This window comes from Nocardia sp. NPDC052001, assembly GCF_040680615.1.
In the GTDB taxonomy this organism is placed as follows: Bacteria; Actinomycetota; Actinomycetes; order Mycobacteriales; family Mycobacteriaceae; genus Nocardia.
Map to the genome: position 1 here is coordinate 828,567 of NZ_JBFAXC010000004.1, position 25,844 is coordinate 854,410.

Below are 25,844 nucleotides of genomic sequence, written 5' to 3' on the forward strand. Positions count from 1 at the left end.
AAGGTCGCGACCCGCCCGGGTTCTGGACTGAGTGGAGCGGGGGAGCGAAGCGGAGGAGCGGAGGGAGGGAAGGTTCCGGGCTTGGAGGGCCGCGACCCGCCGGAGCGGAGCGGAGGCCGAATTACTGAGCCGCGCGGTCGCGGGCCTTCTTGCGAGACAATTCGCGGCCACGCTCGGTGGCGCCCAGGATCAGCTTGCGCACGCGCACGACCTCGGGGGTGACCTCGACGCATTCGTCGTCGGTGCAGAACTCCATGGCCGCTTCCAGATCCAGGTGCAGCGGCTTGGCCAGGGTCTCGAAGACGTCGGCCGTGGCGGACCGCATATTGGTCAGCTTCTTCTCACGGGTGACGTTGATATCGAGATCCTCCGCGCGCGGGTTGATGCCCACGACGTGACCCTCGTAGGTGTCCGCGCCCGGCTCCACGAAGAACTGACCGCGATCGGACAGCTGGATCATGGCGAACGGGGTGACCGAACCGGCACGGTCCGACACCAGCGAACCGGTGTGGCGGGCGCGGATCTCGCCGGCCCACGGCGCGTAACCGTCGAAGATGGCGTTGGCGATACCGGTGCCGCGGGTCTCGGTGAGGAAGTCGGTGCGGAAACCGATCAGACCGCGCGAGGGGACGATGAACTCCATGCGCACCCACCCGGCGGAGTGGTTGCTCATCTGGACCATCTTGCCCTTGCGGGCGGCCAGCAGCTGGGTGACCGCACCCAGGTACTCGTCCGGGCAGTCCACGGTCAGCTCTTCGAAGGGCTCGTGGATCTTGCCGTCGACGGTCTGGGTGACCACCTGCGGCTTGCCGACGGTCAGCTCGAAGCCCTCGCGGCGCATCTGCTCGACCAGGATGGCGAGCGCGAGCTCACCACGACCCTGCACCTCCCAGGCGTCCGGACGGCCGATGTCCAGGACCTTCAGCGACACATTGCCGATGAGCTCCTTGTCCAGGCGGTCCTTGACCATGCGGGCGGTCAGCTTGTGCCCGGACACGCGACCCACCAGCGGCGAGGTGTTGGTGCCGATGGTCACCGAGATGGCCGGCTGATCGACGGTGATACGCGGCAGCGCGACCGGGTTGTCCACATCGGCGAGGGTGTCGCCGATCATGATCTCCGGGATGCCCGCGACGGCGACGATGTCACCGGCGATGGCCTCCTCGCCCGGCTTGCGCTCCACACCGACGGTCTGCAGCAGTTCGGTGATGCGGACGGTCTTATTGCCCTCGGGGGTCATCCACGCCACGTTCTGACCCTTGCGCAGGGTGCCGTTGTGGATGCGGACCAGGCCGATACGGCCGAGGAACGGCGAGGCGTCGAGGTTGGTGACGTGCGCCTGCAGCGGGGCGGTCTTATCGCCCTTGGGGGCGGGCACGTACTTCATCAGGACCTCGAACAGCTCGTCGAGGTTCTCCGCGTCCGGCGCGCTGCCGTTCTCGGGACGGTTGGTGGACGCCTTGCCCTCACGGCCCGAGGCGTACAGCACGGGCAGGTCCAGGGCCAGCTCGGCGGCCTCGGAGGCTTCGTCGTCCAGATCGGAGGCGAGGTCCAGCAGCAGATCGTGGCTCTCCTCGACGACCTCTTCGATGCGGGCGTCCGGGCGGTCGGTCTTGTTGACCACCAGGATGACCGGCAGCGAGGCGGCGAGCGCCTTGCGCAGCACGAAGCGGGTCTGCGGCAGCGGGCCCTCGGACGCGTCGACCAGCAGCACGACACCGTCGACCATGGACAGGCCGCGCTCGACCTCACCACCGAAGTCGGCGTGGCCGGGGGTGTCGATCACGTTGATCACGGTCAGCGAGCCGTCGGCGTTGTGCCGGTGCACCGCGGTGTTCTTCGCGAGAATGGTGATGCCCTTCTCGCGCTCCAGATCCCCGGAGTCCATCACCCGGTCGACCAGCTCGGCGCGTTCGGCGAATGCGCCGGACTGCCGCAGCATGGCGTCGACCAGTGTTGTCTTGCCGTGGTCGACGTGCGCCACGATGGCGACGTTACGGAACTCGACAGACGACACAGTAAATTCCTCCTGGTGCAAAGGGTTGGCCCGACCCGGCGGGTCATGCATGGGGAAAGTAGAGATTCCACCGGGCATGCGGCGAGCTACACACTACCGTTGGTTGGAACTCACACGTTTAGCGCTCCCGAGTTAGGTTAAGCTAACCAACATGGGCAAGGTCAAGGCGAAGGACGTTTCGAGTCTGAAGCCGAAGAAAAAGTGCTGCCGCAAGAAAACGCGGTGTCTGAAATGCCCTGTCGTCATCATGCGCATGAAGAAGCTGGAAGCCTCGGGCTGCTGCGGCAAGAAAGAGCTGAAGAAGGGCCTCAAGGCCGCACGCGCGGCGTGAATGCGGGGTACACCGTAAGCATGACCCCAGCCCAGCTCTCCGAAGAAGACCTCGCCAAGGCCCTGCACGAACTCCCCGGCTGGACCCGCACCGGGCACAGCATCTCCCGCACCGTCGAAGCCGCCTCATTCCTCGCGGGCATCGAACTGGTGCGCCGCGTCGCGGTCGCCGCCGAAGCCGCCAACCATCACCCGGATATCGACATCCGTTGGCGCAGAGTCACTTTCACCCTCTCCACGCATGACGCCAATGGGCTCACGGCACTGGATGTCGCGCTGGCTCATGAGATCGATCGACTGGACGGGCAGAGCTAGACCGGCCCGCCCACGCCACCCAGGCGTAGAACACCAGCACGCCGATCACATCCACCGCGCCCAGCCAGGACAGCATGCCCGGCCGCGACACCGTCCAGATCGACGACTGGAAGAACCCGAGCACCCAGGGCACCCCGATCGCCGTGGTGAGCAGCCAGTATCCGGCCACCCACCGAGCGCCCGCGACCTCGCGCATGGGGCCGTACACCAGCCACAGAATGACCGGAATCAACCAGATCCAGTGGTGCGACCAGGAAATCGGCGACACCATCAAACCGAACAGCTGCACGATGACGAGCGTGCCCAGCAGATCGTCCTTCGCCAGCGCACGCCAGGCCAGCACCGCGAGCACCGCCGTGATCAGCACCGCCCCCAGCCACACCGGTCCGGACACCACGTCATGGCCGAGGAAACGGCTCAGCGCGCCGCGCAGCGACTGATTCGTGGACGAGGCCACCGGGCCGATCCGGGACGCGTCGCCCAGCAGTTCGGTGAAGTACTTGCGCGTCTCATCCGGGGTGATGGAAAAGGTCAGGCCGATGGTGCCGAAGAACACAATCGCCGACCACGCCGCGTCCAGCCAGCGCCGTCGCGCCGCGAAGTACAGACCGGTCACGGCAGGTGTCAGCTTCACCCCGGCGGCCGCGCCGACCAGCGTGCCGGACACCCACCATTTCGTGCTGCGCACCGCGAGCATGGCGATCAGCACCAGGAACACATTGACCTGGCCGTAGTCGAAGGTGGTGCGCACGGGTTCGAGCCACATGCCGACGGCCGTCCAGGCGACCGCCGTCGTGCGCCAATACTGTTGCCGCAGTGCGTCTTTCCCGAGCATCAACTCCAGCGCGATCCACACCACGCCGAACAGCGCCGCGACCGTGGCGAGCAGCCAGCCGATGGCGACCACCGAGAACGGCAGGAAATGCAGCGGATAGAACACCAGCGCCGCGAACGGTGGATAGGTGAACGGCAGCGGAAAATCGGGTGTTTTGCTGGCGTCCGTGTATTCATAGAGATTTCCACTGCCCAGATTCGCCGAACCGTCCACATAGACGTGCAGGTCGACGAAATTCATGCCGTTCGGCAGCAGCAGCACCCAGGCCAGGCGCGCCAGCACGGAGAGGCCGAGGGCCACGGCAGCCAGGCGGAAATGTCGATTCACGGCTCGGGACTTTCAGCTCGGGCAGCGGATGACGCCGGGATACACCTCGAACAGGCCGAATACCGGCGGGCTTGCGGGCCTCGACAAGAGTAGTCGCACCGCGCGTGGCGCCCCGCGTCGCGCTCCCCCTGCTGTAACATTCGCATCACTGACCCCATCAGTAACAGCACTTCGGGTCGGCCGTTCGATAGCTTTACCTGATATAGGACGCCAAGATCACTCCGTGGCTGTACAACCGGGCAGCCCGGTCCCTAGAGTGGCGCGGAGCGATGCTCCATCGCCGCTAGTTGCACCCGAAGGTAAGGACGGCTACACCAGTGCTTCGCACCCGAGGATCGCGGTTCGCAACCACCGCAGTGGCCCTGGCCGCCTGTGCCACCGTGGCCGTGCCCACCACCGCGTTCGCCAAACCGGCACCGGCACCGCAGCAGGTGACCGCGACCATTCCGATGGTCCCCGAAGGCGTTTCGGTCGATGCGCTCGCTTCGCTGATCCCGGCCATCATCGGTGCGGCCGCCGGGCCCGCCGATATCGCGGCTCCCGGCCCGCAGACGGCCATCCTCGATCAGGCCAAGCAGATCCTGGCGACGCTGAATCTGCCGCAGTCCATCAAGGACACGCTGAACAAGATCATCACCTTCCTGGACGGCAGTGGTGGTGGCGGTCCGGACATCCCCAAGGACGGCCCGGTCATCGCCCAGTTCCTGTGGCCGACCATCGGTAAGGGCTGCATCGGCTCCGGTGCGGACTCGGTGGGCACCGCGCTCGCCGTCGCCGGCCCGGCCCAGCTGCCCCCGCCCGGACCGGCCGCGAGCCAGACCGGATTCGTGTTCACCGCGCTGGGCACCAAGCGCCCCACCGAAATTCAGACCCCGCCGATGACGGTGCAGTGGCTGAACCTGGACACCCGCCAGTCCGGTGTGGCCAACCTGACCGATGAGGCCAAGATCAACCCGGACGGCCCGGCCACGCTGTCGGCCATCGTCAACACCGGTGGCGGTCGTGTGGTCGCCGTGGTCTCCGGTTCGCTGACCACCCAGGCCGATGCCGAATCGCAGCCCATCACCTGCTCGTTCCTGCCGACCATCGGATTCTTCACGGTCTGACCGGAATTCACGGTTAGCCGAGAATTTCTCCCCTGTTCCACCCGCGCGACAAGCCGGGAGGGACAGGGGCGAATTCTTTCTGCGGCCCGAGTCACTGTGGTAGACCGGGGATATGGCCGCTGCGAACTCCACCCCTCGGGGCATCAAGTCGCGCCGATCGATCCTGTCGATTCGCTCGGAGGGATCGATCCTGTCGATCGGCTCCGCCTATTCGATCCTGTCCATCGGCAGCGTCGGATCGGTGCTGTCGATCGGCTCCGCCGGATCCTTCGGCTCACTGCTCTCGTCCGCGTCGTTCGGCAGTATCGGATCGGCCTTCTCCGGCCTGTCCCGCTGGTCGATCTTCTCGTGGAACGGTGACCGCCAAGCCTTCTCACAGGGCCCGGACGCCGACAATGTCGACCACCAGCACACCCTGCGCGTGGTCCCGGACGAACCGGACCTGCTCGAAGACCCGACCCGCCACTGCCAGACCTAGCCCGGAGTTACCACCACTGCCCGTAGGCCGGGGCGAGGACGGAATTCACGTCGACGCTGATGCCGCCCACCGAGCGCTTGTCGATCTCGAACTGGTGCAGGTGGGCGTCCGGGTGCACGTACCCCTTCGGGGTGCCCCAATTGTGTTGCCAGAAGTAGGAACCCAGACCCGCGTCGCGGATGTTGTCGATGGTCGGCGAATTGGCGTAGACGCCGACGCGCGGGCGGCCCAGCACGGTTTCCCAGCCGCGCAGGTACGGATCGATCATGGACTCGAAGTCGGCGTCGCTGGGGTTGTCGTCGATCGAGGCGTAGATGGGCGCGTTATCGGGTCCGCCCGCGGCCTTGTGCAGCACCAGGCCCCGCGTGGCGTGCTGGACTCCGGCTTCGAAGCCGCCACGCCAGTCGGCGGTCGGCCCCTTGCCGAACTGGTAGCAGGACACCACGGATAGTCCGGCACTGCGGAGCGCGTCGACTTCCCTTGCCAGCAGCGGTTTTCCGGCCATCCATTCCGCGCCGGGACGGCGGTCCGAGACATAGCGGATGACGCCCATATGCCCGTCATCGCTGATCGCCTCGACATCGGGAACGCCACCCGCGTAATCGAGCAGGGTGCCGAGTTGTTGCCGCGCCGAGGCGGTCGGGGCGGGCAGGGTGAATCCGGCGGTGACACCGGCGGCCACGGCCGCACTGCCGAGCAGGAATCCGCGACGGCCCACCGCGCGGTCGGAGAGAGCATTGCGGGCACGGGACAGACGCATCGCGGGACTCCTTCGCACACTCGCTGACCGAACATGCCGATCGCGTGCGCACCGAGAGAGCTTGCCCGTGACCGGTAGAACTCTTGCGGCGTGCCCGGCGCACCTTCCCCGATGACCCGAGGGTCATCCGTGCGCCGGGAGCCTTTGACGTGCCCTCATTTCACCATATTCACATTGGAATCGCCAGACTCACACGGCACATGAGCATCATTAGTCCCATACGTGCGCAATCGGGCACATCGGATATGGAAAGAAATCCGGTCAGACCCGCGTGCCGTCGAGCCGCGCGCCCACATCGATGGTGCGGCGGGAGGCATCGGCGACCTCGGCGCGAACCACCGACGCCACCTGCGCGACAACCTGTTTGCGAATACCCGCCAATTTGCCGAGCGTGGCGGCGCGCAGGCCCTGCGCCTTGAGCTCGAGTTCGATGTCCTCGGCCGCGGGCGGCGCGGCATCGATGATGATCAGCAGCGGATCGGCGGCGCGGGCGGTCAACGCCACCGGCACCTGCACCTCGGCGCTGTACCGATTCGATTGCAGCACATCGACGGTGATGTCCAGGCTCACCGGAATGGTCAGATCGAAGGTCACCAGATCCGATTTGTCGGGGGTATCCGCCTCGGGCATCGGATGATGTTCCACCTTCGGCAATTCCGCGATCACCGGCTCCGGCGGCGACGGTGCGGGCAGATGCGTGGATTCCACGATGCGCGGCAGTCGCACCGTGCCGTGCACCGCGACCTGCGCCTTATTACCCGGTCCGGTGCGAATCGGGCCGACCTCGATGGGCTTGCCCGCCATGGCTTCCACCACCTCGCGCACCCGATCGACGGTGACGATGCGCTCGAAGAAGCGGTGCCCGAATTCGCCGTAGCCGATCCACGCGTGCGCGGGCGATCCGCGATAGGGCGAGCGGCTGCCGTTGAGAATGGCCTCCACGTCGAAGGTGCGCCCGCGCTGGGCGTCCGGATCGGCGAGGATGCCGTTGATGCGATTGGCGACCTCGTTCTGCACCAGTTTGGCGATCGGGTCGACGAGTAGATCGAAGGCGGCGCCGATGGCCTGCGCGCGCATGACGAAACTGACGTCGCGGCCGGTCACGGGCGGAATATCGATGACGATGAGCAGCGGATCGGCGGTACGGGCGTGCAGTTTCAGATCGATGTCGACGACCGCCTCCAGGCGTAATCGCTGACCGCCGAGAGTGACGTCGACCCGGAAATTCACCGGCAGCGCCACATCGAAGTGCACATGCGGGCCGCGCCGGACGATGGTGGGTTTGCCGACGCTGCCCTTGGCGACGAAGCGGGCCAGGCCCGCCGGGCCGATGCCGAATGGTCCGATGGTCATACCGCGCCCGGCCATTCCGGAGACCGCCGCCTCGATGCGGGATTCCGTGACCGCCGCCGCCACGAAACGTTCGCCGAATTCGGCGTAATCGATCCAGGTCGGCTCGTCGGACGGAGTCATCCAGCTACTTTCGTCGGGCGGGGATCCCTGTCCTGCCGATGAGGGGGCAGCAGGACAGGGACCAATCGGCGACGCTGCCGGGCGCCGCCGAGACCATCGTAGGCGGAAGAGTCTCGGAGTCCCACCCTCGCGCGCCTGCTTTTCCAAAATGTGGAACTGGACTGTTCACAATCGGCCGTATCCGACGACCCCGGAAACCTCGGCCGGACGGATGCGATGAATGCTGATCTTGCCGAATTCATTGCCGCCGATCGTGGTGATGGAGTCGGCGTCGGCGTCGATGACGATATTGGTGTGCTGGCTGAACACACTGCCCGCCGCGTACATCACCACATCGCCGATATGCGCGCGATATCCCGGCTCCTCGAAGCGCTGCTGCTGCCGGTAGTACGCCTCCAGGGTGGAAACGCCCGGAATACGCCAGGACCCCGAATTCGGATTGTCCAGCGGCCGGCCGGATTCGCGCATCACCCAGCTGACGAAATCCGCGCACCACGCCTCGCGCACACCCTCGGCATAGGTCTCCCCGCCCGGCTGCCGCCCGAATTCCCGCTTCGTGACATCCAGAATGCGCAGCTGCGTCTCATCGAGCCCGGTGCGATCCACGGCCGGGAAACTCCGCAACCGGTCCCCCGCGATGGCGTAATCCGATGAATGGTCCTGCCACCACCGCACTCCCGCCGCCCCGCCCACGGCCAGCAGCACCAGCACGGCCGCCACCACCGCGGGCCAGCGCCGCTTGCGCCGGCGCACCGGCCGTTCCAATTGCACGGTCATATGATCCCTCCCCAGAATCCGGCCGAAGATCAGCCGCTACCCAGTCTGACGCCCCGCGTCGGCCCCGGGTTCCCATGCACACAACACCTACACAATTCCCGCCCAACCCCGCGACATCAGTCCGAGGGGCCGGGGACGCGGCATATCTGTCCCCGGGTGCCCTCGCGCACCGGGTCGGTGCGCGGCGGAACGCGGTGCTGGCCACCGCGTTCGGCGAGCAGGGCCAGGTCCACCTCGAGCCGCGCGCGCAGACGCTCGGCCGAATCCCGGTGCGCGGCGGCGATTTCCGGTGCGCCCAGGAATTCGGCGAGGTCGGCGAGGTTGTCGTCCATGGGCCCCAGAACGGTCGCGCCGGTTTCCAATCCGGCGATCGTGCCCGCGTAGGGCAACAGCTGGTCGTACAGTTCGCGTGCCCAGGCGTCATCGCGCAGGGCGAGGGCCAGGCGGGCGCGCACCGAGCTGAAGGTGGTCCAGAACTGCGGGGCCAGTGGACCGGCGTCCCGCAATACCCGGCGGGCAAGATTCTCCTGTCCCGAGTCGACCAGCGCCAGCGCGTAGCCGTAGACGAACAGTTCGGGCTTGGCCGCGGCGCGCTCACGCATCTCATCGACGAATCCGGACATGTCATTGCGTTGCCAGGCCAGTGAGATCGCGATGCCGATGTGCAGGGCGTTGGGTTCGCGGGCGGGTTCGGCGACGCCCGGCTCGGTCAGGATGTCGTCGGCGGAGCGGGGTTCCATGGCGAGCATCAATTCCACCGCGTCGGTATTGCCGCGCAACAGTTCCAGCACCATATCGAAGGGTGCGATGGCGTCGAGCAGATGCCGCAGCTGGCCATCGGTCGCGTATTCGCCCGCGCTGCGCGCGTGTTCGGCGGCGGCCACCAGATCGGCGTCGGCCAGTGCGACGCGGAACAGCAGATAGTGTGCGAGCGCGCTGAATTCGGTGAGCCGGGCGTCGGTGGCGATCCGAAGCATGCGTCCCGCATGACGTTTCAGTTCTTCGGCGCGCAGGAAGCCGCCATTGGCGAAGGCGGCGAAGGCCTGTGCGTTCAGTACCGCGCAGAGCAGATCCGGATCGGGCAGCGGTGCGGCCAGGGCGCTGGCCGCTCGGGCGGCGGCGGCCGCGGCGTCCCGATCATCGAGCGCGCGATCGAAAACCGTGGTGATGTGCACTCGAATACGCGTGGTGACCGGAAGTTCCGCATCCTCCAGCGCCAGTCGCAGCGGTTCGCGAATGCGCGGATCCGGGGTGTGCCAATCGTCGACGGACCAGATCAGCGGGGTCGGCCAGCAGGTGGCGGCGCGCGCCAACAGCTCTGCGCCGCCGAGGGTTTCGGCGAGTTCGAGCGCCTGCTCGCGCGCGGCGCGGGCCTCCACGTGCTGACCGTCGTAGGCCAGCGCGGTGACCAGTTCGCAGCGGGCCTCCAGCACGGCGACGCGGTCCTCCCGGGTCGCCTCCGGCAGGGCGTGCCCGGCCAATTCATGCAGTGCCAGCACCGATCGCCAGCGGCTCACCGCATCGGCGCGCATGCGCCGCTCGACGCAGCGCCGTGCCGCCGCGCGCACGAATTCGAGTGCCCGAACGGCGGTTTCGGCATTCGCGCCGAGGGCGGCGTGATGGGCGAGGGCGTCGATATCGGTGCCGGGCAGCGCGGTGTCTCCCGCCGTCGCCGGGGTGCGGGCGGTGAACTCGGGCAGCGGCGCTATCGCACCCAGCGATACCGCGGCGGAGTGCGCGAGCGCGTCCATGGGCGCGGGGGTCCCCGTTGCGGCGCCGCCCGGCAGTCTGGTGCACAGCAATTCGAATGCGGCCCAGTGCATTCGGGAGCGGCGCAGCACCGGGATGTCGTAGTAGACGGTTTCCCGGACCAGTGCGTGATCGAAGGCGATGCGGCCGCTGCGCTCGGTGCGCAGCAGGCGAGCGGCCTCGGCGGTGGCGATCAGATCGATGAGGGTGTCCGGGGTGTGCGCCGTGGAGGCGGCGAGGGTGGTGATGTCATTGTGCTCACCCCAGACCGACATATGTCGGAGCAGTTCGGCGACCTGATCGGGCAGCTGGGCGATGCGGCGGCCGAGCAGATCCCGCACGCTGTCCGGCAAGGCGTCGGTGCTGCCCTGTCCCGCAACGAGTTTGGCGAGTTCGCGGACGAAGAGCGGATTGCCGCCGGTGCGGCGGCGCAGCAGTTCCACGGTGCGATCGTCGAGGGTGGTGAGTCCGGCCGCGGCCGCGGCGCTGCGGGTGCCCGCCAGATCCAGGCCGTCGAGTTCGATGCGTTCGGCGGTGAAAAGCGCCAGGGCGGCGGCGGTATCGCGCACCCCCGGTCCGGCTTCGGTGCCGCGCAGGGTGGCGACGATCAGGATGGGGCGATCGCGCAGCCAGTTCACCACCTGCCGCAGCACCTGCAGGGTGGCGGCGTCCGCACCGTGCACATCCTCCAGCACGATGGCGACGGGTCCGCCCGCCGAGCGTTCCCGGCAGGATCGCACCACCCGCCGGGCGAGGGTGAAAGCGTCTGCGGCGGTGTAGGTTTCCGGATCGGCGGCGTCGAGTCCGGTGAGTACTTCGGCCCAGGCCCAGGCGGGCGGCGCGCCCTCCACCTCCGGGCAGCGCCCGAATACGGTGGTCCAGGACTGTTCGGCCAGCCGGGCGACGAGGGTGGCGGCGAGAGTGGTCTTGCCCGCACCGGCCTCGCCGGAGAGCCAGACCAGGCGCACCTGTCCGGTGGCGGCGGTGGCGGCGGCGTCCAGCAGTCCGGTGCGCTGTTCGCGGTAACCGCTGTCCAGCAGGGGATCCGGCGGGTGCGCCGGTTCCGGTTCGGGCGGGCGGATGATCACCGGCGGTGTGATGGGTTCGCTGTCCACCGAATGCGTGAGGATGGCGGTTTCCAGGTCCCGCAGTCCGGGTCCGGGATCCACGCCGAATTCCAGGGTGAGGAATTCACGGCACTGCCGCACGGTGGCGAGCGCGTCCAGGGACTGTCCCAGTCGGTACTGCGCCAGTGCCAGCAGCCGCGCGCATTCCTCGCGTCCGGGATGTTCGGCGAAGACCGGTCGCAGCGCCAGCACCACCTCGGCGGGCCGATTCATCTCCAGCGCGGCCTGGGCGCGCAGTTCGGCCGCGGTGAGCCGCAGCGCGCCGAGCCGGGCGGTTTCCTGTACCGCCCAGGACATTCCGGCGAACGATTCGAAGGCGCTACCGTGCCAGCAGGCCAGTGCGGCGTCCAGCACCCGCACCTGTTCCAGCGGATCGGGGCGCAGCGCCGGATCGCGCATGGCCGATTCGTGCCCGTGCAGCAGCTGCTCGAAATGCCAGGAGTCGACCTGCTCTGGTTCGAGATTCAGCGCGTACCCGTGTGATTCGGAGACGATGACGCGGGACTGCGCCCGGCGCGGCCGGTCGGGTTCGAAGACCCGGCGCAGATTGTGAATGTAGACCTGCAGCGCGGCAACGGCTTTGGCGGGCGGGTCACCGCTCCAGAGGTCGTCGATGAGCCGGTCGGTCGGGACCACCCGGCCGCCCGCGGCCACCAGCCGCCCCAGCACCGCGCACTGCATCGGCGCTCCGGGCGGTACCCGCTGACCTTCGATACTGATGTGCAGCGGACCCAGCACACCGATCCGCGTGACCGCCATCGCGCCGAAACACCCCCGATACCCACTTCACTAACAAACCAAACAGGATCATCAATATGGCAGAAATTCTGCGACAGTACCCAGTCTTGTTATCCCTCTTAACCCAATACGAAGTGAACCGCAAGAGGTGTACCGCACACTGCTCAGAGTGTTAGACCCCTCCCGGCCCCCGCCCGCCGATCTCGCAGTGCTGCACGCACTTACGCATCCGGCGTGCCTGCATGACGGCGCCTTCGACGTAGTGGCCGCGAACAGCGCCTTCCGCCAACTGTTTCCGGGTACCGGCCCCGGCGCCAATCTTTTGACCGCCATCATGCTGGAGCCTATGGCACGGTACCGACTCGGCGACTGGGAAGCCGAGGCGCAGATCATGATCTCGGCCTTCCGCGGCAGCGGACCCGAACTGGTCGCACCAGAACGCCGGGACGAGATCCTGAACCTGTGCCGGCGCGCGCCCGAATGGGATCGCCTGTGGCACAACGAGGCCGACCCGGACCCGCAGATCGAGCGGACCATGCTCATGCGCGAATCCGCCACCCGCGAGGAGCGGCGCATGTACGTGCAGACCTTCCAGTTCCAGGCACCGCGCCGGCCCTGGTGGTTGCTGACGGTGGTGCCCGCCGAATAGGGCTCACGCCCGCGCCGGGCTCACCCCCTCACGCCTGCGCCGCGGGCTCCTCGAACCAGCCGTCCTCGGGCTCGGCGAAGCCGTGGTACATGAGCGGTATGCGGCGATCCACGCCGAAATGCCGGTACACCGCGAGCATGGCGGTGCGCACCGCCTGATCGTGGAAGTCGTCGACCCGGCGCGCGCCCAGGGCGTGTTCGGGCAGCAGCGCGAGCCGGGTGAGTTCGGCCGGATCGTCGAGGTCCAGTCCGATCGGCGCCGGATCGGCGATGAAGTGATCGTGCAGGACCGCGCGCACCCGGGCCGGATCGTGAATCCCGGGCCGGAAGGCCAGGAAGCGGGTGCGGACCGCCGGGGTGCCATGCACCTGCAGCCAGTCCACCAGCGTGGCGTTGGGGCGGGGTATGCGGCCGGTCAGCGGCGTCTGCTCCAGCAGGTGCAGCATGGCCGCGCCGGGGACGCGTGGTTCGGGAACCAGGAAGAGCGTGAGCGCGGGAGCGCCGGACACCTTGTCGGCGAGATACACCTTGGTGGCCATGGGGTCGGGCATGCGCTTCTCCTTCGAGAAAGAGGGGCCGCATAACGCGACCCCGCGCCCGGTTGCTGACTATTCATCCGAGATCCTGCCGGCCGCCGAGTCACCCGACTCGGACTGATCTCCTCGGCGACCGACCAGTGCGACACTCGGAATTATAGTCGCGGAACTAAGCGTCGATCAGCCTGTTACGGGCAGGCTGGGCGCTGAGCTGTCTTTCTATGGTGGCCCGGACAGTCGGCCACTCCTCATCCAGGATCGAGTAGAAGGCGGTGCTGCGCACCTCCCCGTCCAGCCCGCGCGAATGCGCGCGCCGGACCCCGTCGCTGGTGGCGCCGAGTCGCTCGATCGCCAAGCGGGAGCGGGTATTCCGCACATCGGCCCGCATGCTGATGCGGCGCACCCGCCAGGTCTCGAAGGCGTGCTGCAACAGCAGCAGCTTGGATTCCAGGTTGATACCCGCCCCGCGAGCGTCCGGGGCGAGCCAGGTATTGCCGATCTCGGCGGCGTCGGGCACCGCCATCAAGGGGTCGCCGGGCGGTAGCCCGTGCACCAGCGGCCACACCATCGGCCCCTGCCAGTAGTCGAATCTGGTGAACCGGGTCGACCCCAGCACCCGTCCACTGGCGACCGCGATGATCGCGAACGCCAGCGAGGTCCCGGCGGCATGCCCGGCCAATGCCTGCGCCACATAATCCAGCGCTTCGTCCACACCGTGTGGGACAGGTGTGAACCCATATGCGTCTCGATTCCCCTGAGCTGCCTCCGCTACACCCGAAGCATGCTGCGGCGCAAGGGGTTCCAGCCGTACCAGACGGCCAGTAAGAGTAAGGGGTACAGGCACGTTCCCTCGATCTTTCGGATACGGTCGGGGCTCGCTTCGGACAGTGCCCAACCGGCCGAGTGCTCCGGAATCGACGAATCAGCCTTGGCGCGCCAGTAGCAGCATCGAACAGTGCGATGAACGATAGCGGAACAAGGGCTCACAACAAGGAAGGCAGCGCGCAAATTTACTTCCCCGATAAGCGTGTCGCGCCCGACGTGTTTCCGAACCCCCCGAAACCCCCAGATCGCCCGGTCACAGGCGCGCTTTCGGGCGGGGTCCGGGTTCGGATATCCGCGGCCTCGGCGCGTCCCAATGCTGGGAACGACGGGCCTCCCGAGCCGGGGACTCGGGAGGCGGTCGGAGAGTGGAGCCTCAGTTCGCGATGGCGTCGCGCAGGTGGAAATCGTTGTCGTCGGGGACGGCCAGCATCTGCTCCATGGTGGCGCGATCGAAGGGGAGCAGGTCGATGCTGCCGCCCTCGGTGAAATACCAGGAATTGCAGCCGGTGTTCCAGACTGTCGGGGTCAGGGCTTCGGCTACTTCTTGTTCGAAGCGGATGGTGGCGGCTTCGGTTACCTCTACGGTGTCGAATTCGCCTGTGCGCCAACGGTGTATCCAGGCGGTGATGTAGCGGGCCGTCACCTCGGCGGCGTGGTGCAGGGGGATGGAGCCGGTGGGCGAGTTGGGGCCGAGCACCGTGAAGAGGTTGGGGAAGCCGGGGATGGCGGTCATGCGATAGGCGCGGGGGCCTTTCGCCCAGGCATCATCGATCGAGATGCCTTCGCGGCCAACCAGATTCATGGGTCGCATGTAGTTGTGGGCCTTGAAGCCGGTGGCGAAGACGATCATGTCGACTTCGTGGTGACGGCCGTCGGCGGTGCGGATTCCGGTGGGTGTCACGGCTTCGATGCCGTCGGTGACGAGTTCGGCGTTGCGGGCGCGCAGGGCGCGATAGTAGCTGCCGGACAACACCTGTCGCTTGCACAGCGGCTGGTAGTCGGGGGTCAGTTGTTCGCGGAGTTCGGGGTCGCGCACCTGGGCGCGCAGGCTCAGGCGGGCGTACTCCTGGACCGTGCGGCGACGCCAACTCGGGCGGGTGACGACATCGGTGAACATTCGCGCGCCGGTCATGCCGACCTGATAGAGGGCCTTGTTGACCTGCGGCAACCGGTCCAGCACCGCGCCGAGCAGCGGCGGTTGCGGCAGGCGCATCGGCGCCCAGATCACCCACTGCGGGCTGCGCACGAAATGGGTGATCTGCTCGGCCTTCGGCTGGAGAGCCGAAACCACCTGCACGCCGGTCGATCCCGTGCCGATGACCGCGATACGGCGGCCATCGGTGGCCACGGAGTCGTCCCAGCGGGCGGTATGCAGTATCTCGCCGGTGAACTCATCCAGACCCGGTAGCTCGGGCATAGCCGGATGATGCAGCACACCGGTGGCGGCGATGACGAAATCGGCCTCGTGGACGGTCCCGTCACCGGTTTCGACCCGCCAGCCCGATCCGGTGAAGGTCGCCGCCGTGACCTCGGCGTTCACCCGCAGATGCGGGCGCAGCCCGTATTCCTCGAAGACATCGGCGAGATACCGCTGAATCTCCGGGCCGGGCGCGAAGATTCGCGACCAGTCGGCCTTGGGCGCGAACCCGAATTGGTACAGCTGCGACGGCACATCGCAGGTGAGCCCCGGATAGTGGTTCCAATGCCACACCCCACCCACGTCGGATCCCTTCTCCAGGATCACGAAGTCATGGAATCCATTGCGCTGCAAGGTGATGGCACTGGCGATTCCGGAAACCCCGGCGCCGATGATCACAATGCGCGGCTCACGGGACGCACGCACGACTTAACCCAACCTCCTCGTTGGATACCACCAGTATTCGAATACCTACGGTATTGCGAGCCTGTTGGTATGTCAATGTCAGCGCATGCGCACCGTGAACACGCCCCGGTCAGCGCTGCCCGGGCGTTCCGATCCAGGTTTCCAACGCCGCGCGCAGGGCGGGCTCGGCGGCCGCGATCGGCTCATCGATGGCCGCCGCCCAGGCGATATGGGCGTCGGGCCGAATGAGCAGCGCGTCGGCGGGCCGATCATCGAGCTTCGCGGTGCGAATCTCGAGGTGCGGCAGCCATTCCCGGGCGATATCGGCGAGATCCGCGCGATCGGAGAGGATCAGCAGCACCGGCCGGGCCGCGGCCAGCAGTTCGGCGACGGTGTGGATGCCGTCATCGGCGTGCAACTCCAGATCGGGTGCGAAAGCACCGGTCAGCGCATGGTTGTTCGAATTCGGCAGGGGGTACCGAATATCGCTGCCCGCGATGAACGCGCCCATTCGGCGCAGCGGCTGCTCATCGGTGAGCAGTTCCTGGAACACCGCGCGCAACGCCTCCGCCGCCGGATCGTGGCCGCGACGCAGCGCCACCTGCGCCCGGGTGTGCAGCATGGTCCGCGCACCCGCGAAATGCCGCTCCTCGTGATAGGTGTCGAGCAGCTGCTCGGACACGCGCCCGTCGACGACGGCGGCGAGTTTCCACGCCAGGTTGACCGCGTCGAGCATGCCCGCGTTGAGCGCGACACCGGTGGCGGGGAAAAGGTGCGCGGCATCGCCCGCGAGCAGCACCCGCCCCTCCCGGTAGCGTTCGGACTGGCACGCCTTGAACGTGAACCGCGACAGCCGATATGTCTGCGCCACAGGAAGATTCGCACCCAGTACGCGCTGAATGCTCTCCTGAAGTTCGGCGACGGTCAGCGGTACGTCGTCGTCGTATTCCGCGTCCTCGTCCTCGATCGTGTAGACGGACAGCGAATCCGAGTTCGGTGCCGCCGCCATCCCGAACAGCCCGCGCTCGGTGCGCGTGAAACCCGAACGGACGGTGCCGAATCCGGGAACCTCCAGATCGCCGTTGTCGAGCCGGGTCACCGACTCCGGCACGGTGATCTGCGCCAGGCGGTTCACCTCCGGATAAACCGTGCCGGAGAACGGAATTCCCGCCAGTTCCCGCACTCGGCTGCGCGCCCCGTCGCAGCCGATCAGGTAGCGGGCGTCCAGCCGGTAGGTCCCGTCCGGGCCTTCGACGTCGACGCACACGCCCTCGGCGTCCTGCTCCACCCCCAGCACCCGATGTCCGCGCCGGATGTCGACGCCGAGCTCATCGACCCATTCGTTCAGTACCCGCTCCAGCTGCTGCTGGGGCAGCGGCAGCGCGTGCATGGGGTTGCCCTCGAGTTGGGTGAGGTCCACGTGCACCCCGCCGAACGGGAAGCGCGGGGCCGGAATCGGATCGGTGCAGGCGGCCTGGAAACGCTCCAGCACACCGCGGTAGCGCAGCAGTTCCAGGATCTGCCCGCCGATCCCGCCCGCCTTGGGGGTGTCCCGGGGCCGGGGCTGCCGCTCCAGCACCAGCGGCCGGATTCCGGCCAGGCGAAGTTCGGCGGCCAGCATGAGTCCGGTCGGACCCGCACCCACGATGATCACGTCGCTCACTACTCAATCTCCCAATTCGAGCCGATACCTGCTTCGGCGAAAGACTTTTCGGTATGCCCCGGGTTCGCCGCAACCCGGGGCAGTCGGACCGCCGGTCGGGCGCTATCGCGCGCCGGACCGGCCGTGCCGCGGATGGCCGCCCTTGGGGTTTGCGACCGTGCGCGGCGGCAGCGGGCGAGTCACGAAACGCGACCGGTTGTTCCGGGTGGGATAGGTGCCGTGTTGCTTGCGCATTCAAACCGCCTCGAGTGTAGTACTGTGTTCGAAGTGATTTGAAACGTAGTACTACGGATGGAGTGGTGTCAAGTGGTTCGTACAAACCCGGAGCGCCGGCAGGCCCTGCTGGACGCATCGATCGAGGTCCTGGCCCGAGAAGGGGCCCGCGGCCTGACCTTCCGCGCGGTCGACAAAGAGGCCGGGGTGCCCGCGGGCACCGCCTCGAACTATTTCCCCAACCGCGATGAACTCTTCGTCCAGGTCGGCCACCGCTACTACGAGCGCCTGGTCCCGTCCGAGGACACCATGACCAAACTGCACGGCCTGCGCTCCCGCGAAACCGTCACCGAACTCATGACCGAGGTCGTCAACCGCGTCTACCAGTTCCGCACCGGCTACCTGGCCATCCTCGAACTCCGCCTGGAGGCCACCCGCCGCCCCGAACTGCAAACCCTGCTCACCGAACGCGTCCGAGCCGACCTCGACTTCAATATCCGCAACCACCTCGACTACGGCATGCCCGGCGACGAGAAAACCCCCGTAATCCTCTACCTCGCCCTCAACTGGCTCATCCTCGAACGCCTCACCCTCCCCGGCATCTTCGACGAAAAACAAGCCGCCGACCTCGTCCACACCCTCGTCGAACGAGCCATCCTCACCCCCGAAACCAACTGAGCCCCACCCGATTCGGATGGGGCCCAGCGGTTGGTTCGCGAAAACCTATACGTTGAAGCGGAACTCGACGACGTCGCCGTCGGCCATGACGTATTCCTTGCCTTCCATGCGGACCTTGCCCGCGGCCTTGGCGGCGGCCATGGAGCCCGCGGCGACCAAGTCGTCGTAGGCGACGATTTCGGCCTTGATGAAGCCGCGTTCGAAGTCGGTGTGGATGACGCCGGCCGCCTTGGGGGCGGTGTCGCCCTGGTGGATGGTCCAGGCGCGGGATTCCTTGGGGCCTGCGGTCAGGTAGGTCTGCAGGCCGAGGGTGTGGAAGCCGGCGCGGGCCAGGGCGTGCAGGCCGGGCTCGGACTGGCCGATGGATTCCAGGAGTTCCAGGGCCGATTCGTCGTCGAGTTCGATGAGTTCGGATTCGATCTTGGCGTCCAGGAAGACGGCGTCGGCGGGGGCGACAGCGGCCTTGAGCTCGGCCTTCTTGGCCTCATCGGTGAGGACGGCCTCATCGGCGTTGAAGACGTAGAGGAACGGCTTGATGGTGAGCAGCGAAAGTTCCTTCAGCAGCTCGACATCGAGTTCCTTCTGGGCGGCGAACAGGGTGCGGCCCGCGTTCAGGATCTCCTGCGCCTGCTTGGCGGCATCGGCGACCGGCTTGCGGTCCTTCTTGATGCGCGCTTCCTTGTCGAGGCGCACGACCGCCTTCTCCAGGGTCTGCATATCCGCCAGGATCAGCTCGGTCTCGATGACCTCGATATCGGCGAGCGGATCGACCTTACCGTCGACGTGCACCACATCGCTGTCGGCGAAGACGCGCACGACCTGGCAGATGGCGTCGGCCTCACGGATATTGGCGAGGAACTTATTGCCCAGGCCCTCGCCCTCGGAGGCGCCCTTCACGATGCCCGCGATATCGACGAAGGTCACCACGGCGGGGAGTTGGCGCTCGGAGCCGAAGATTTCGGCGAGCTTGGCCAGCCTCGGGTCCGGCAGCGGCACGACACCGGTGTTCGGCTCGATGGTGGCGAACGGGTAGTTCGCTGCCAGGACGTCGTTGCGGGTCAGCGCATTGAAGAGCGTCGACTTTCCGACGTTGGGCAGGCCGACGATTCCGAGGGTGAGACTCACGAGAACGAGAGTTTACCTGCGCAGTTCCGACCGAACGGACCCGGGCGGGCGCGGAGGCCGCGCGATCAGCGCAACGCCCCGGCGACGACCGCCGCCAGGGCGGTGTATCCGGCGTCATTGGGGTGCAGATGGTCACCGCTGTCGAACGCGGGCGCGAGGCGATCATGATCGGCTGGATCGGCCAGCGCGATGGCCGAATCGGCGACGGCGTCGTATTCGCCCGAGGTGAGGATCCAGGTGTTGACCGCTTTCCGCACGCGATCGTGGTCGGCGTAGCGAGCACGATCACCGCCGCCGAACGCGGAGCCGCCCGCGGGCAGGATGGTCGCGCCGATCACCCGCAGGCCCGCGTCCCGCGCCTGCTCGATGAGCGCGCGGTGCGCGGCGATCAATTGTTCGGCCGTGGCCCCCTGCACTGGAGCGCCCAGGGCCATGCTCGCACCGTCGAGCCAGATGTCGTTGATGCCCTCGAGAATGACCACGGTGCCGATGCCGGGCTGGTCGAGCACATCGCGGCGGAAGCGGGACAGCCCGCTGTCCCCCAGCCAGCGCGAATCGGCCGTCAGGCAGTTACCGCCGATGCCGAGATTCAATACCGGACGCGATTCACCCTGTGCGGCAAAACCTTCGGCCAACCGATCCGGATAACCGCGATGCGCATCGTAGGTGGAGCCGACGCCTTCGGTGAACGAATCGCCGAACAAAGCGATGCCCGATCGGCTCGGCCACGCCTCCTCGATCTCCAGGGCGGACAGGTAATACCAGGACGAGGAGTTCACGGTGAAGGCATTGCCGGAGGCGTCCGCGCGGTGGTCGTCCCAGGCGAGGTACGAATTGTTCTGGGCCTGAGCGTGAAAGGTCGCCGGACCGGTGGCATCGGCGAAGTACAGGGTCACCGTCAGCGTTTCCAGCGCCCGCACCGGCATATCGATCGAATCGGTGACCGCGTCCGCGCCCGGCTCGATTCGAAAGCCCGGAGAACCACCGATCGTCAAGTGCCGCAGGCTGTCCTGGTGTATCGCCGCACCGCCCGCGCTGCGCGCGATGGTCGCGCCGGTCACCGCCAGCGCCCGCGTGCCGAAGCTGTTCGACAACCGCAGCCGCAGCACCGATCCCGCGGTGCTGGTCCGAATCATCTGCCGCACAGTCTGATTCCCGAATCCCACCCCGGACCAGTTGGGCGCGAAACTGTCACCCGGCCGCTGGAGCGCGGTCACCCACACCGGCTGCCACACCGGCGCGGGGGCCGGTGTGGCGGCGGTGACGGCGGCGAGCAGCAGCAGTGCGGTGCAGAGCGCCGCGATGACCCGCGTGGCGCTGATCCGGTTCATCGGCCTCCGGCCGGTAGGTCGTCCATGCCCACCAGCCTCGCACCGAATCGCCGAAATCTCCTGGCATATCAGGCGCGCGGGTCGCGGCCCAGGTAACCGAGCAGCTCATCGGTGACGGGAGTGGCGCTCGCGGAATCGGATTCGATAACCGCCGCGTACGCGCCCCACTGCCGCAGCGGCTCCACCAGTCCGCGCGAGGCGGTGAGCAGATGCCCGGACAGCTCCTCGGTCAGCGGCGAGGGCTGACCGGTGGCGATGGCGATATCCCAGGCGTGCACGGCGGCGTCGAGGGCGCACATGACGGCCGCGACCGGGGTCGGGAGTTCACCGTGCGGCAGCGGGGTGGGGACGGTTTCGGCATCGTCCGCGACGGTGGCCCAGGCGGCGGCGGTCTCCTCGACCGCGGCGGCGACCAGTGCGGCCGGGGTGCCGTCGACGGTGCCGGACGGATCGAAGGGGTCGTAGGCCGGGCCGTCGCCGATGCCCAGGAACTTGGCGTAGGCCAGCTGATCACCGGCGGCGTGCTGCACGACCTGGGTGACGGTCCATTCCTTGCAGGGGGTGGCGAGCTGCCACTGATCGGCGCCGACACCGGCGACGGCGCTGGTGAGCGCGGTGTAGGAGGTGGCGAGCACATCGCGCCAGACGGGGGCGAGGATGGCGGCGGGGGTGTTGGCGGTCTGCGAGTCGTTGCTCATTGTTCTTGCCTCTCAGGTCGTTTCGATCCGTTGAGATAAAGGTATGAGCCGATTAGGCTAGATTTCTTCCTAATACTGGGAAGTGATCGAAAGGCGGCAGTGTGACCTCCACCACAACCCGATTGCTGCGCCTGCTCTCGCTGCTGCAAGACCACACCCACACCGGCCGTGAGCTGGCCGAACGCCTCGCCGTCACCGATCGCACGCTGCGCCAGGACATTGCCAGGCTGCGCGAACTCGGCTATCCGGTGCACGCCGAACGCGGTCCGATCGGTGGCTATCGCCTGGGCCAGGGCGCGAATATGCCGCCGCTGCTGCTCGACGACGAGGAGGCCGTGGCCGTCGCGGTATCCATGGGACTCACCGAGAACGGCAGCACCGGCGTCGCCGATATCGACGCCACCGTCACCCGCGCCCTGGCCAAATTGCAGCGCATCATGCCGAAACGCCTGCAGCACAAGGTGAATGCGCTGCGCAGCACCACCGAGGTCGGGCCCGCGGTCACCGGCGGCCGCGAACCCGACGCGCCCGTCCCCGCCGAAATCCTCACCACCATCGCCACCGCGATCCGCGGCACCACCACCCTGCGCGCGGACGATCACGAATTCGAGCCCTACCGCCTGATCAGCTGGCAGCGCCGCTGGTTCCTGGTCGCCTACAGCCTGGAAAACCACACCTGGCGCGCACTTCCCGTGGCCGATCTGCCCGCGGTGGAACGCACCGGCCGCGCCTTCGCCGCTCGCGCCCTGCCCGAGGAGAATCTGGTGGCGTTCGTACTGCGCGAGGTCGCCTCGACCGGCTGGAAAGTGCACGCCCGCGTCACCGTTCTCGAATCCGCCGATACCGTGATCGCCCGCATCAACCCGACGGTCGGCGTGGTCGAACCCATCGATAACGCCTCCTGCCTGCTCCTCACGGGTGCGGACAAATTGGAGACGATCGCCATCTACCTGAGCATGCTCATGATGGATTTCCGCGTCGATGGCCCGCCCGAACTGGTGGCCCACCTGCGCACGCTCGCCCGCCGCTACGCCGCCGCCACCCCGCCGCAATTGTGAGGCGGGTCAGCGACCGCCGAGACCGGACATGGCTATACCGCGAATGAAGGCGCGCTGGGCCACCGCGTAGATGAGCAGCAGCGGGAGCAGGATCAGCGTGGCCGCGGCCATGAGAAGGGGCCAGTTGGTGGTGTATTGGCCCTGGAGCCGGATCAGGCCGAGGGTGACGGTGGCGTATTCATCGCGCTGAATCATGATCAGCGGCCAGAGGAAATCGTTCCAGACGGTGATCCAGGTCAGGACCGCCAGCACCATGACCGCCGGACGGGCGTGCGGAAGCAGGACACGCCAGTAGATCTGCCACGGGGTGCAGCCGTCGAGGGTCGCCGCCTCCTCCAATTCGGTTGGCAGAGTCGCGAAGAACTGGCGCATCAGATATGTGCCGAAGGCGCTGCCGAACAGCCCGGGGACGATCATGGCCCAGGGGGTGTCCATCCAGCCGAAGGCGCGCATGAGCAGGAACTGCGGGATCACGGTCACCGTGAGCGGGACCATGAGGGTGGCGAGGTAGGCGAGGAAGAGCGCCTCACGGCCGGGAAAACGCAAGCGGGCGAAGGCGTATCCGGCGAGCGAGCAGAAGAAGACCTGACCGGCGGTGACGCAGGCGGCGTAGACGGTGGTGTTGAGCAGCATGCGGCCGAGCGGGATGGCGTCGAAAACGTCCGTGTAGTTGGACCATTGGGGATGCGCGGGGAGGGCCGAGGGGTCGATGAGTTCGCCCTCGGACTTCAGTGACGCCGAGACCGCCCACAGAATGGGGGCGAGGGCGCACCAGGCGACGGCGATCAGAGCCGTGTAGATGAGCAGTAGCCGCAGGATTCGGTGAGCGGGCGTTCCCCTCACAGTTCCGCCTCCGCGCGCCGGGACAGGCGCAGTTGAATCAGCGTGAGCGCCAGCAGGATCGCGAAGATCACCCAGGCCAGCGCGGAGGCGTAGCCGACCTCGTAGAAGCGGAAGGCGTTCTGGAACAGCATGATCCCCAAGACGTAGGTGCCGGTTTCGGGACCGCCATTGCCACCGGTGAGCGCGTACGCCTGATCGAACGCCTGCACCGAGTTGATGACGGTGATGACGAAGACGAAGGACAGTGCGCCGCGAATCAGCGGAATGGTGATCGACACGAACCGCCGCAGCGCTCCCGCTCCGTCGATTTCCGCTGCCTCATAGAGGTTTTCGGGCACGCCCTGCATGGCGGCCAGCAGGATGACGGTGGCGAACGGCACGCTCTTCCACACCGTCACCAGGCTGAGCGAGACCAGCGCCCAATCCGGATCGGTCAGCCACGGCACCGGCGAGATGCCGAACCAGCCCAGGAACAGGTTGGCGAGGCCGTCATCGCTGGCGAAGACGAAACGGAAGACGACGGCCATGGCCACTGTCGAGGCCACCAGCGGCAGGAACGCGATGGTGCGAAAGATGCCTATCCCCCGCAGTTTTCGATTCAGCAGTCCCGCCACGGCCAGGCTCACCAGCACGGTGGGTATCAGGGTCAGCAGCGTGAACACGGCGGTATTGCGCAGCGCGATGAAGAACAGCGGATCATCGGCGAACAACCTGCGATAGTTATCCACACCCACGAATCGCGGCGGGCTGAACAGATCCCAGGAGTGGAAACTCAGGTACAGCGAAAATCCCAGCGGGAAGAGCAGAAACACCGCGATGGCGGCCAGATTGGGTGCGATGAACCACGCTCCGGCCCGCGCCCGCCGCCGCGCCAATTTCGACCCGGTCATATCGCCGCCCGCAGGACCGCGTCGATATCGGCCGCGGTCCGCCCGCCCAGTGAATCGGCGGTGGCCGCGCCGCGCAGCACCCGATTGCAGCCGCGTTCGAGCAGCGATTCGACCTTGCCCCACAGCGGTGTGACCGCCATCTGACGAGAGTTCGCCGGGCCGTCGGTGAAGACCTCGAGATTGCGGATACCGCGATGGGCGGCCGCGAAACCCGGTGCGCGCATGGCGGATTTGAGCACCGGGACGAAGAGGCCGGAGGCGGCGATGAGCGCCTGCCCCTCCGGTCCGGTCGCGAATTTCACGAATTCCCACGCCTGTTCGCGGCGTGGGCTGGCGGCGGCGATGGCCAGACCGGTGCTGCCGACATCGGTGATCGCGCCGGGTCCACCGTGCGGGCCGACCGGCAGCACGGTCACATCGAAATCAAGGTCATCGCGCCCGGTGAATTCCGAGTACAGCCAGTGCCCGCCCATGAGCATGGCGGCGCGTCCGCTGCGGAACAGGTCCTGCGCCGAAACCGATTGCCGGTCACCGACACTCGGCGCGACTCGGTGTTTCACGGCCAGATCCGCATAGAACTGGAGCCCTTCGGCGAAACGCGGATCCCCGATATTGGTGCGTTCGGGCCGCACCGGTGGCGAGAACCACTCCGCGCCATTGTTCATACCGAAGCAGGCCGCCGAGAAGTACGGCACCCACGCGTCGACGAAACCCCACTGCTCGACGCGCCCGTCCGCATCACGATGGGTGAGAGTCTGTGCGGCGGAGAGGAATTCAGCGAAAGACCAGGCATTGGACCAGCGGCCGGGCGGCCGAATCCCGGCCTGTTCGAACAGCTTCCGGTTGTAATAGAGGAACACCCCCGACCACTGCTCCGGCAGTGCGTACTGCCCGCCCTTCCAGACGAACGTATCGCGAAGCGGCGCATACCCATCCGCTGCCAGCTCGGCGGCGTACGCCGGATCGCGGTCGAGGAACTCCCGCAGATCGACCAGCACCCCGCGATCGGCCAAGCCCGCGTAGAGCAGTTCCCACGACATCAGCACATCCGGGCATTTCCCGCCCGCGCAGTAGGTGAGCATCTGCTGCAGCGGATCCGGCCCGGACATGATGGTGCGAATCTTGATATCGGGCCGCCGCCGCTGGAATTCCTCGATGATCGCCAGCCGGGATCGCGCCTCCTCCGGCCGCGCCTGGAAGAAGAAGGTCACCGCATCGTCATCGCCGCCACCGCATCCACCGGTCGCGGCCGCCAGGGCCGCGGCCGCCGCGCCGCCGAGCAGCACCCGGCGCGAGAGCGCCCCACCGCGAACCGAACTGCCGCCGGGCATCAGACCCGCACCCCGGCGGGGATTGTCGTGTGCGCCACATCCGGCCCGCCGTTCGCCGCGAATTTCCTACCGTTCGGCGCAGTGGATCCACCGTTCGTCGCAAATCGGTCGTAAGCGCACATCCAAGGCCGAAAGTACGGGCATGAGTAGA

General features: G+C 67.2%; 23 protein-coding genes. 7 read left to right on the forward strand and 16 right to left on the reverse strand.

Going from position 1 to position 25,844, the window contains the following annotated elements:
* Positions 1-121: 121 nt before the first annotated feature.
* Positions 122-2,068 carry a translational GTPase TypA gene (typA, locus tag AB0L82_RS23915; RefSeq protein WP_364640108.1) on the reverse strand — a complete coding sequence of 649 codons (1,947 nt, stop codon included), beginning with the start codon at positions 2,066-2,068 and terminating at the stop codon, positions 122-124.
* Between the two features lie 100 nt (positions 2,069-2,168).
* Here typA and AB0L82_RS23920 point away from each other — a divergent pair, with 100 nt between their 5' ends.
* Positions 2,169-2,348 carry a hypothetical protein gene (locus AB0L82_RS23920; protein WP_084522846.1) on the forward strand — a complete coding sequence of 60 codons (180 nt, stop codon included), beginning with the start codon at positions 2,169-2,171 and terminating at the stop codon, positions 2,346-2,348.
* 20 nt (positions 2,349-2,368) lie between these two features.
* Complete coding sequence (locus AB0L82_RS23925) at positions 2,369-2,662, forward strand: 4a-hydroxytetrahydrobiopterin dehydratase (RefSeq protein WP_364640112.1); 294 nt, start codon at positions 2,369-2,371, stop codon at positions 2,660-2,662.
* Here the strand turns inward: AB0L82_RS23925 and AB0L82_RS23930 are convergent.
* Complete coding sequence (locus AB0L82_RS23930) at positions 2,604-3,824, reverse strand: mannosyltransferase (protein WP_364640115.1); 1,221 nt, start codon at positions 3,822-3,824, stop codon at positions 2,604-2,606. The genes AB0L82_RS23925 and AB0L82_RS23930 overlap by 59 nt on opposite strands.
* Positions 3,825-4,141: 317 nt before the next feature.
* On the opposite strand from AB0L82_RS23930, the gene AB0L82_RS23935 reads away from it, so the two are divergent.
* Together AB0L82_RS23935 and AB0L82_RS23940 are read left to right on the forward strand one after the other, a co-directional pair.
* The gene (locus AB0L82_RS23935) at positions 4,142-4,930 is read left to right on the forward strand and encodes a hypothetical protein (protein ID WP_364640118.1); all 789 of its coding nucleotides are present in this window, start codon (positions 4,142-4,144) and stop codon (positions 4,928-4,930) included.
* Between the two features lie 112 nt (positions 4,931-5,042).
* Entirely contained in the window at positions 5,043-5,408 is a 366-nt protein-coding gene (locus AB0L82_RS23940; RefSeq protein ID WP_364640121.1) for a hypothetical protein, read from the forward strand.
* A gap of 7 nt (positions 5,409-5,415) precedes the next feature.
* Here AB0L82_RS23940 and AB0L82_RS23945 read toward each other — a convergent pair whose 3' ends face one another.
* From AB0L82_RS23945 to AB0L82_RS23960, 4 genes are all read right to left on the reverse strand, one after another.
* Complete coding sequence (locus AB0L82_RS23945; protein ID WP_364640124.1) at positions 5,416-6,168, reverse strand: DUF1906 domain-containing protein; 753 nt, start codon at positions 6,166-6,168, stop codon at positions 5,416-5,418.
* 261 nt (positions 6,169-6,429) lie between these two features.
* Entirely contained in the window at positions 6,430-7,641 is a 1,212-nt protein-coding gene (locus AB0L82_RS23950) for a hypothetical protein (protein ID WP_364640127.1), read from the reverse strand.
* Between the two features lie 165 nt (positions 7,642-7,806).
* Positions 7,807-8,418, reverse strand: coding sequence for a CHAP domain-containing protein (locus AB0L82_RS23955; RefSeq protein WP_364640131.1), 612 nt, complete (start codon positions 8,416-8,418; stop codon positions 7,807-7,809).
* Between the two features lie 116 nt (positions 8,419-8,534).
* On the reverse strand, positions 8,535-12,053 hold the full coding sequence (locus AB0L82_RS23960; RefSeq protein WP_364640134.1) for a BTAD domain-containing putative transcriptional regulator: 3,519 nt from the start codon (positions 12,051-12,053) through the stop codon (positions 8,535-8,537).
* Positions 12,054-12,201: 148 nt separating this feature from the next.
* Between AB0L82_RS23960 and AB0L82_RS23965 the strand changes: the two genes are divergently transcribed.
* On the forward strand, positions 12,202-12,681 hold the full coding sequence (locus AB0L82_RS23965) for a hypothetical protein (protein WP_364640137.1): 480 nt from the start codon (positions 12,202-12,204) through the stop codon (positions 12,679-12,681).
* A 28-nt stretch (positions 12,682-12,709) separates the two neighbouring features.
* Here AB0L82_RS23965 and AB0L82_RS23970 read toward each other — a convergent pair whose 3' ends face one another.
* The 4 genes from AB0L82_RS23970 to AB0L82_RS23985 form a co-directional block, all read right to left on the reverse strand.
* Positions 12,710-13,231 (reverse strand): hypothetical protein, encoded by a 522-nt coding sequence (locus tag AB0L82_RS23970; protein WP_364640140.1) that lies wholly within the window; start codon positions 13,229-13,231, stop codon positions 12,710-12,712.
* A gap of 154 nt (positions 13,232-13,385) precedes the next feature.
* Complete coding sequence (locus AB0L82_RS23975; RefSeq protein ID WP_364640142.1) at positions 13,386-14,060, reverse strand: GNAT family protein; 675 nt, start codon at positions 14,058-14,060, stop codon at positions 13,386-13,388.
* A gap of 354 nt (positions 14,061-14,414) precedes the next feature.
* Positions 14,415-15,884, reverse strand: coding sequence for an NAD(P)/FAD-dependent oxidoreductase (locus AB0L82_RS23980; protein WP_364640145.1), 1,470 nt, complete (start codon positions 15,882-15,884; stop codon positions 14,415-14,417).
* Positions 15,885-15,993: 109 nt separating this feature from the next.
* The gene (locus tag AB0L82_RS23985) at positions 15,994-17,526 is read right to left on the reverse strand and encodes an FAD-dependent monooxygenase (RefSeq protein ID WP_364640148.1); all 1,533 of its coding nucleotides are present in this window, start codon (positions 17,524-17,526) and stop codon (positions 15,994-15,996) included.
* A 306-nt stretch (positions 17,527-17,832) separates the two neighbouring features.
* Here AB0L82_RS23985 and AB0L82_RS23990 point away from each other — a divergent pair, with 306 nt between their 5' ends.
* Positions 17,833-18,417, forward strand: coding sequence for a TetR family transcriptional regulator (locus tag AB0L82_RS23990; RefSeq protein WP_364640151.1), 585 nt, complete (start codon positions 17,833-17,835; stop codon positions 18,415-18,417).
* A 45-nt stretch (positions 18,418-18,462) separates the two neighbouring features.
* Here the strand turns inward: AB0L82_RS23990 and ychF are convergent, their stop codons facing one another.
* The 3 genes from ychF to AB0L82_RS24005 form a co-directional block, all read right to left on the reverse strand.
* Positions 18,463-19,542 carry a redox-regulated ATPase YchF gene (gene ychF, locus AB0L82_RS23995; RefSeq protein WP_364640154.1) on the reverse strand — a complete coding sequence of 360 codons (1,080 nt, stop codon included), beginning with the start codon at positions 19,540-19,542 and terminating at the stop codon, positions 18,463-18,465.
* A 65-nt stretch (positions 19,543-19,607) separates the two neighbouring features.
* Entirely contained in the window at positions 19,608-20,873 is a 1,266-nt protein-coding gene (locus AB0L82_RS24000) for a GDSL-type esterase/lipase family protein (RefSeq protein ID WP_364640158.1), read from the reverse strand.
* 68 nt (positions 20,874-20,941) lie between these two features.
* Positions 20,942-21,571 (reverse strand): TIGR03086 family metal-binding protein, encoded by a 630-nt coding sequence (locus AB0L82_RS24005; protein WP_364640161.1) that lies wholly within the window; start codon positions 21,569-21,571, stop codon positions 20,942-20,944.
* Positions 21,572-21,672: 101 nt separating this feature from the next.
* Here AB0L82_RS24005 and AB0L82_RS24010 point away from each other — a divergent pair, with 101 nt between their 5' ends.
* Entirely contained in the window at positions 21,673-22,629 is a 957-nt protein-coding gene (locus tag AB0L82_RS24010) for a WYL domain-containing protein (RefSeq protein WP_364640164.1), read from the forward strand.
* 6 nt (positions 22,630-22,635) lie between these two features.
* On the opposite strand, the gene AB0L82_RS24015 is transcribed toward AB0L82_RS24010, so the two are convergent.
* Genes AB0L82_RS24015 through AB0L82_RS24025 form a run of 3 tightly spaced genes read right to left on the reverse strand, consistent with a single transcriptional unit; the run spans position 22,636 to position 25,693 of the window.
* Positions 22,636-23,472, reverse strand: coding sequence for a carbohydrate ABC transporter permease (locus tag AB0L82_RS24015; RefSeq protein WP_364640167.1), 837 nt, complete (start codon positions 23,470-23,472; stop codon positions 22,636-22,638).
* Positions 23,469-24,362 (reverse strand): sugar ABC transporter permease, encoded by an 894-nt coding sequence (locus AB0L82_RS24020; RefSeq protein ID WP_364640170.1) that lies wholly within the window; start codon positions 24,360-24,362, stop codon positions 23,469-23,471. The genes AB0L82_RS24015 and AB0L82_RS24020 overlap by 4 nt, the downstream gene beginning before the upstream one ends.
* Positions 24,359-25,693, reverse strand: coding sequence for a sugar ABC transporter substrate-binding protein (locus tag AB0L82_RS24025; protein ID WP_364640173.1), 1,335 nt, complete (start codon positions 25,691-25,693; stop codon positions 24,359-24,361). The genes AB0L82_RS24020 and AB0L82_RS24025 overlap by 4 nt, the downstream gene beginning before the upstream one ends.
* Between the last annotated feature and the right edge of the window lie 151 nt (positions 25,694-25,844).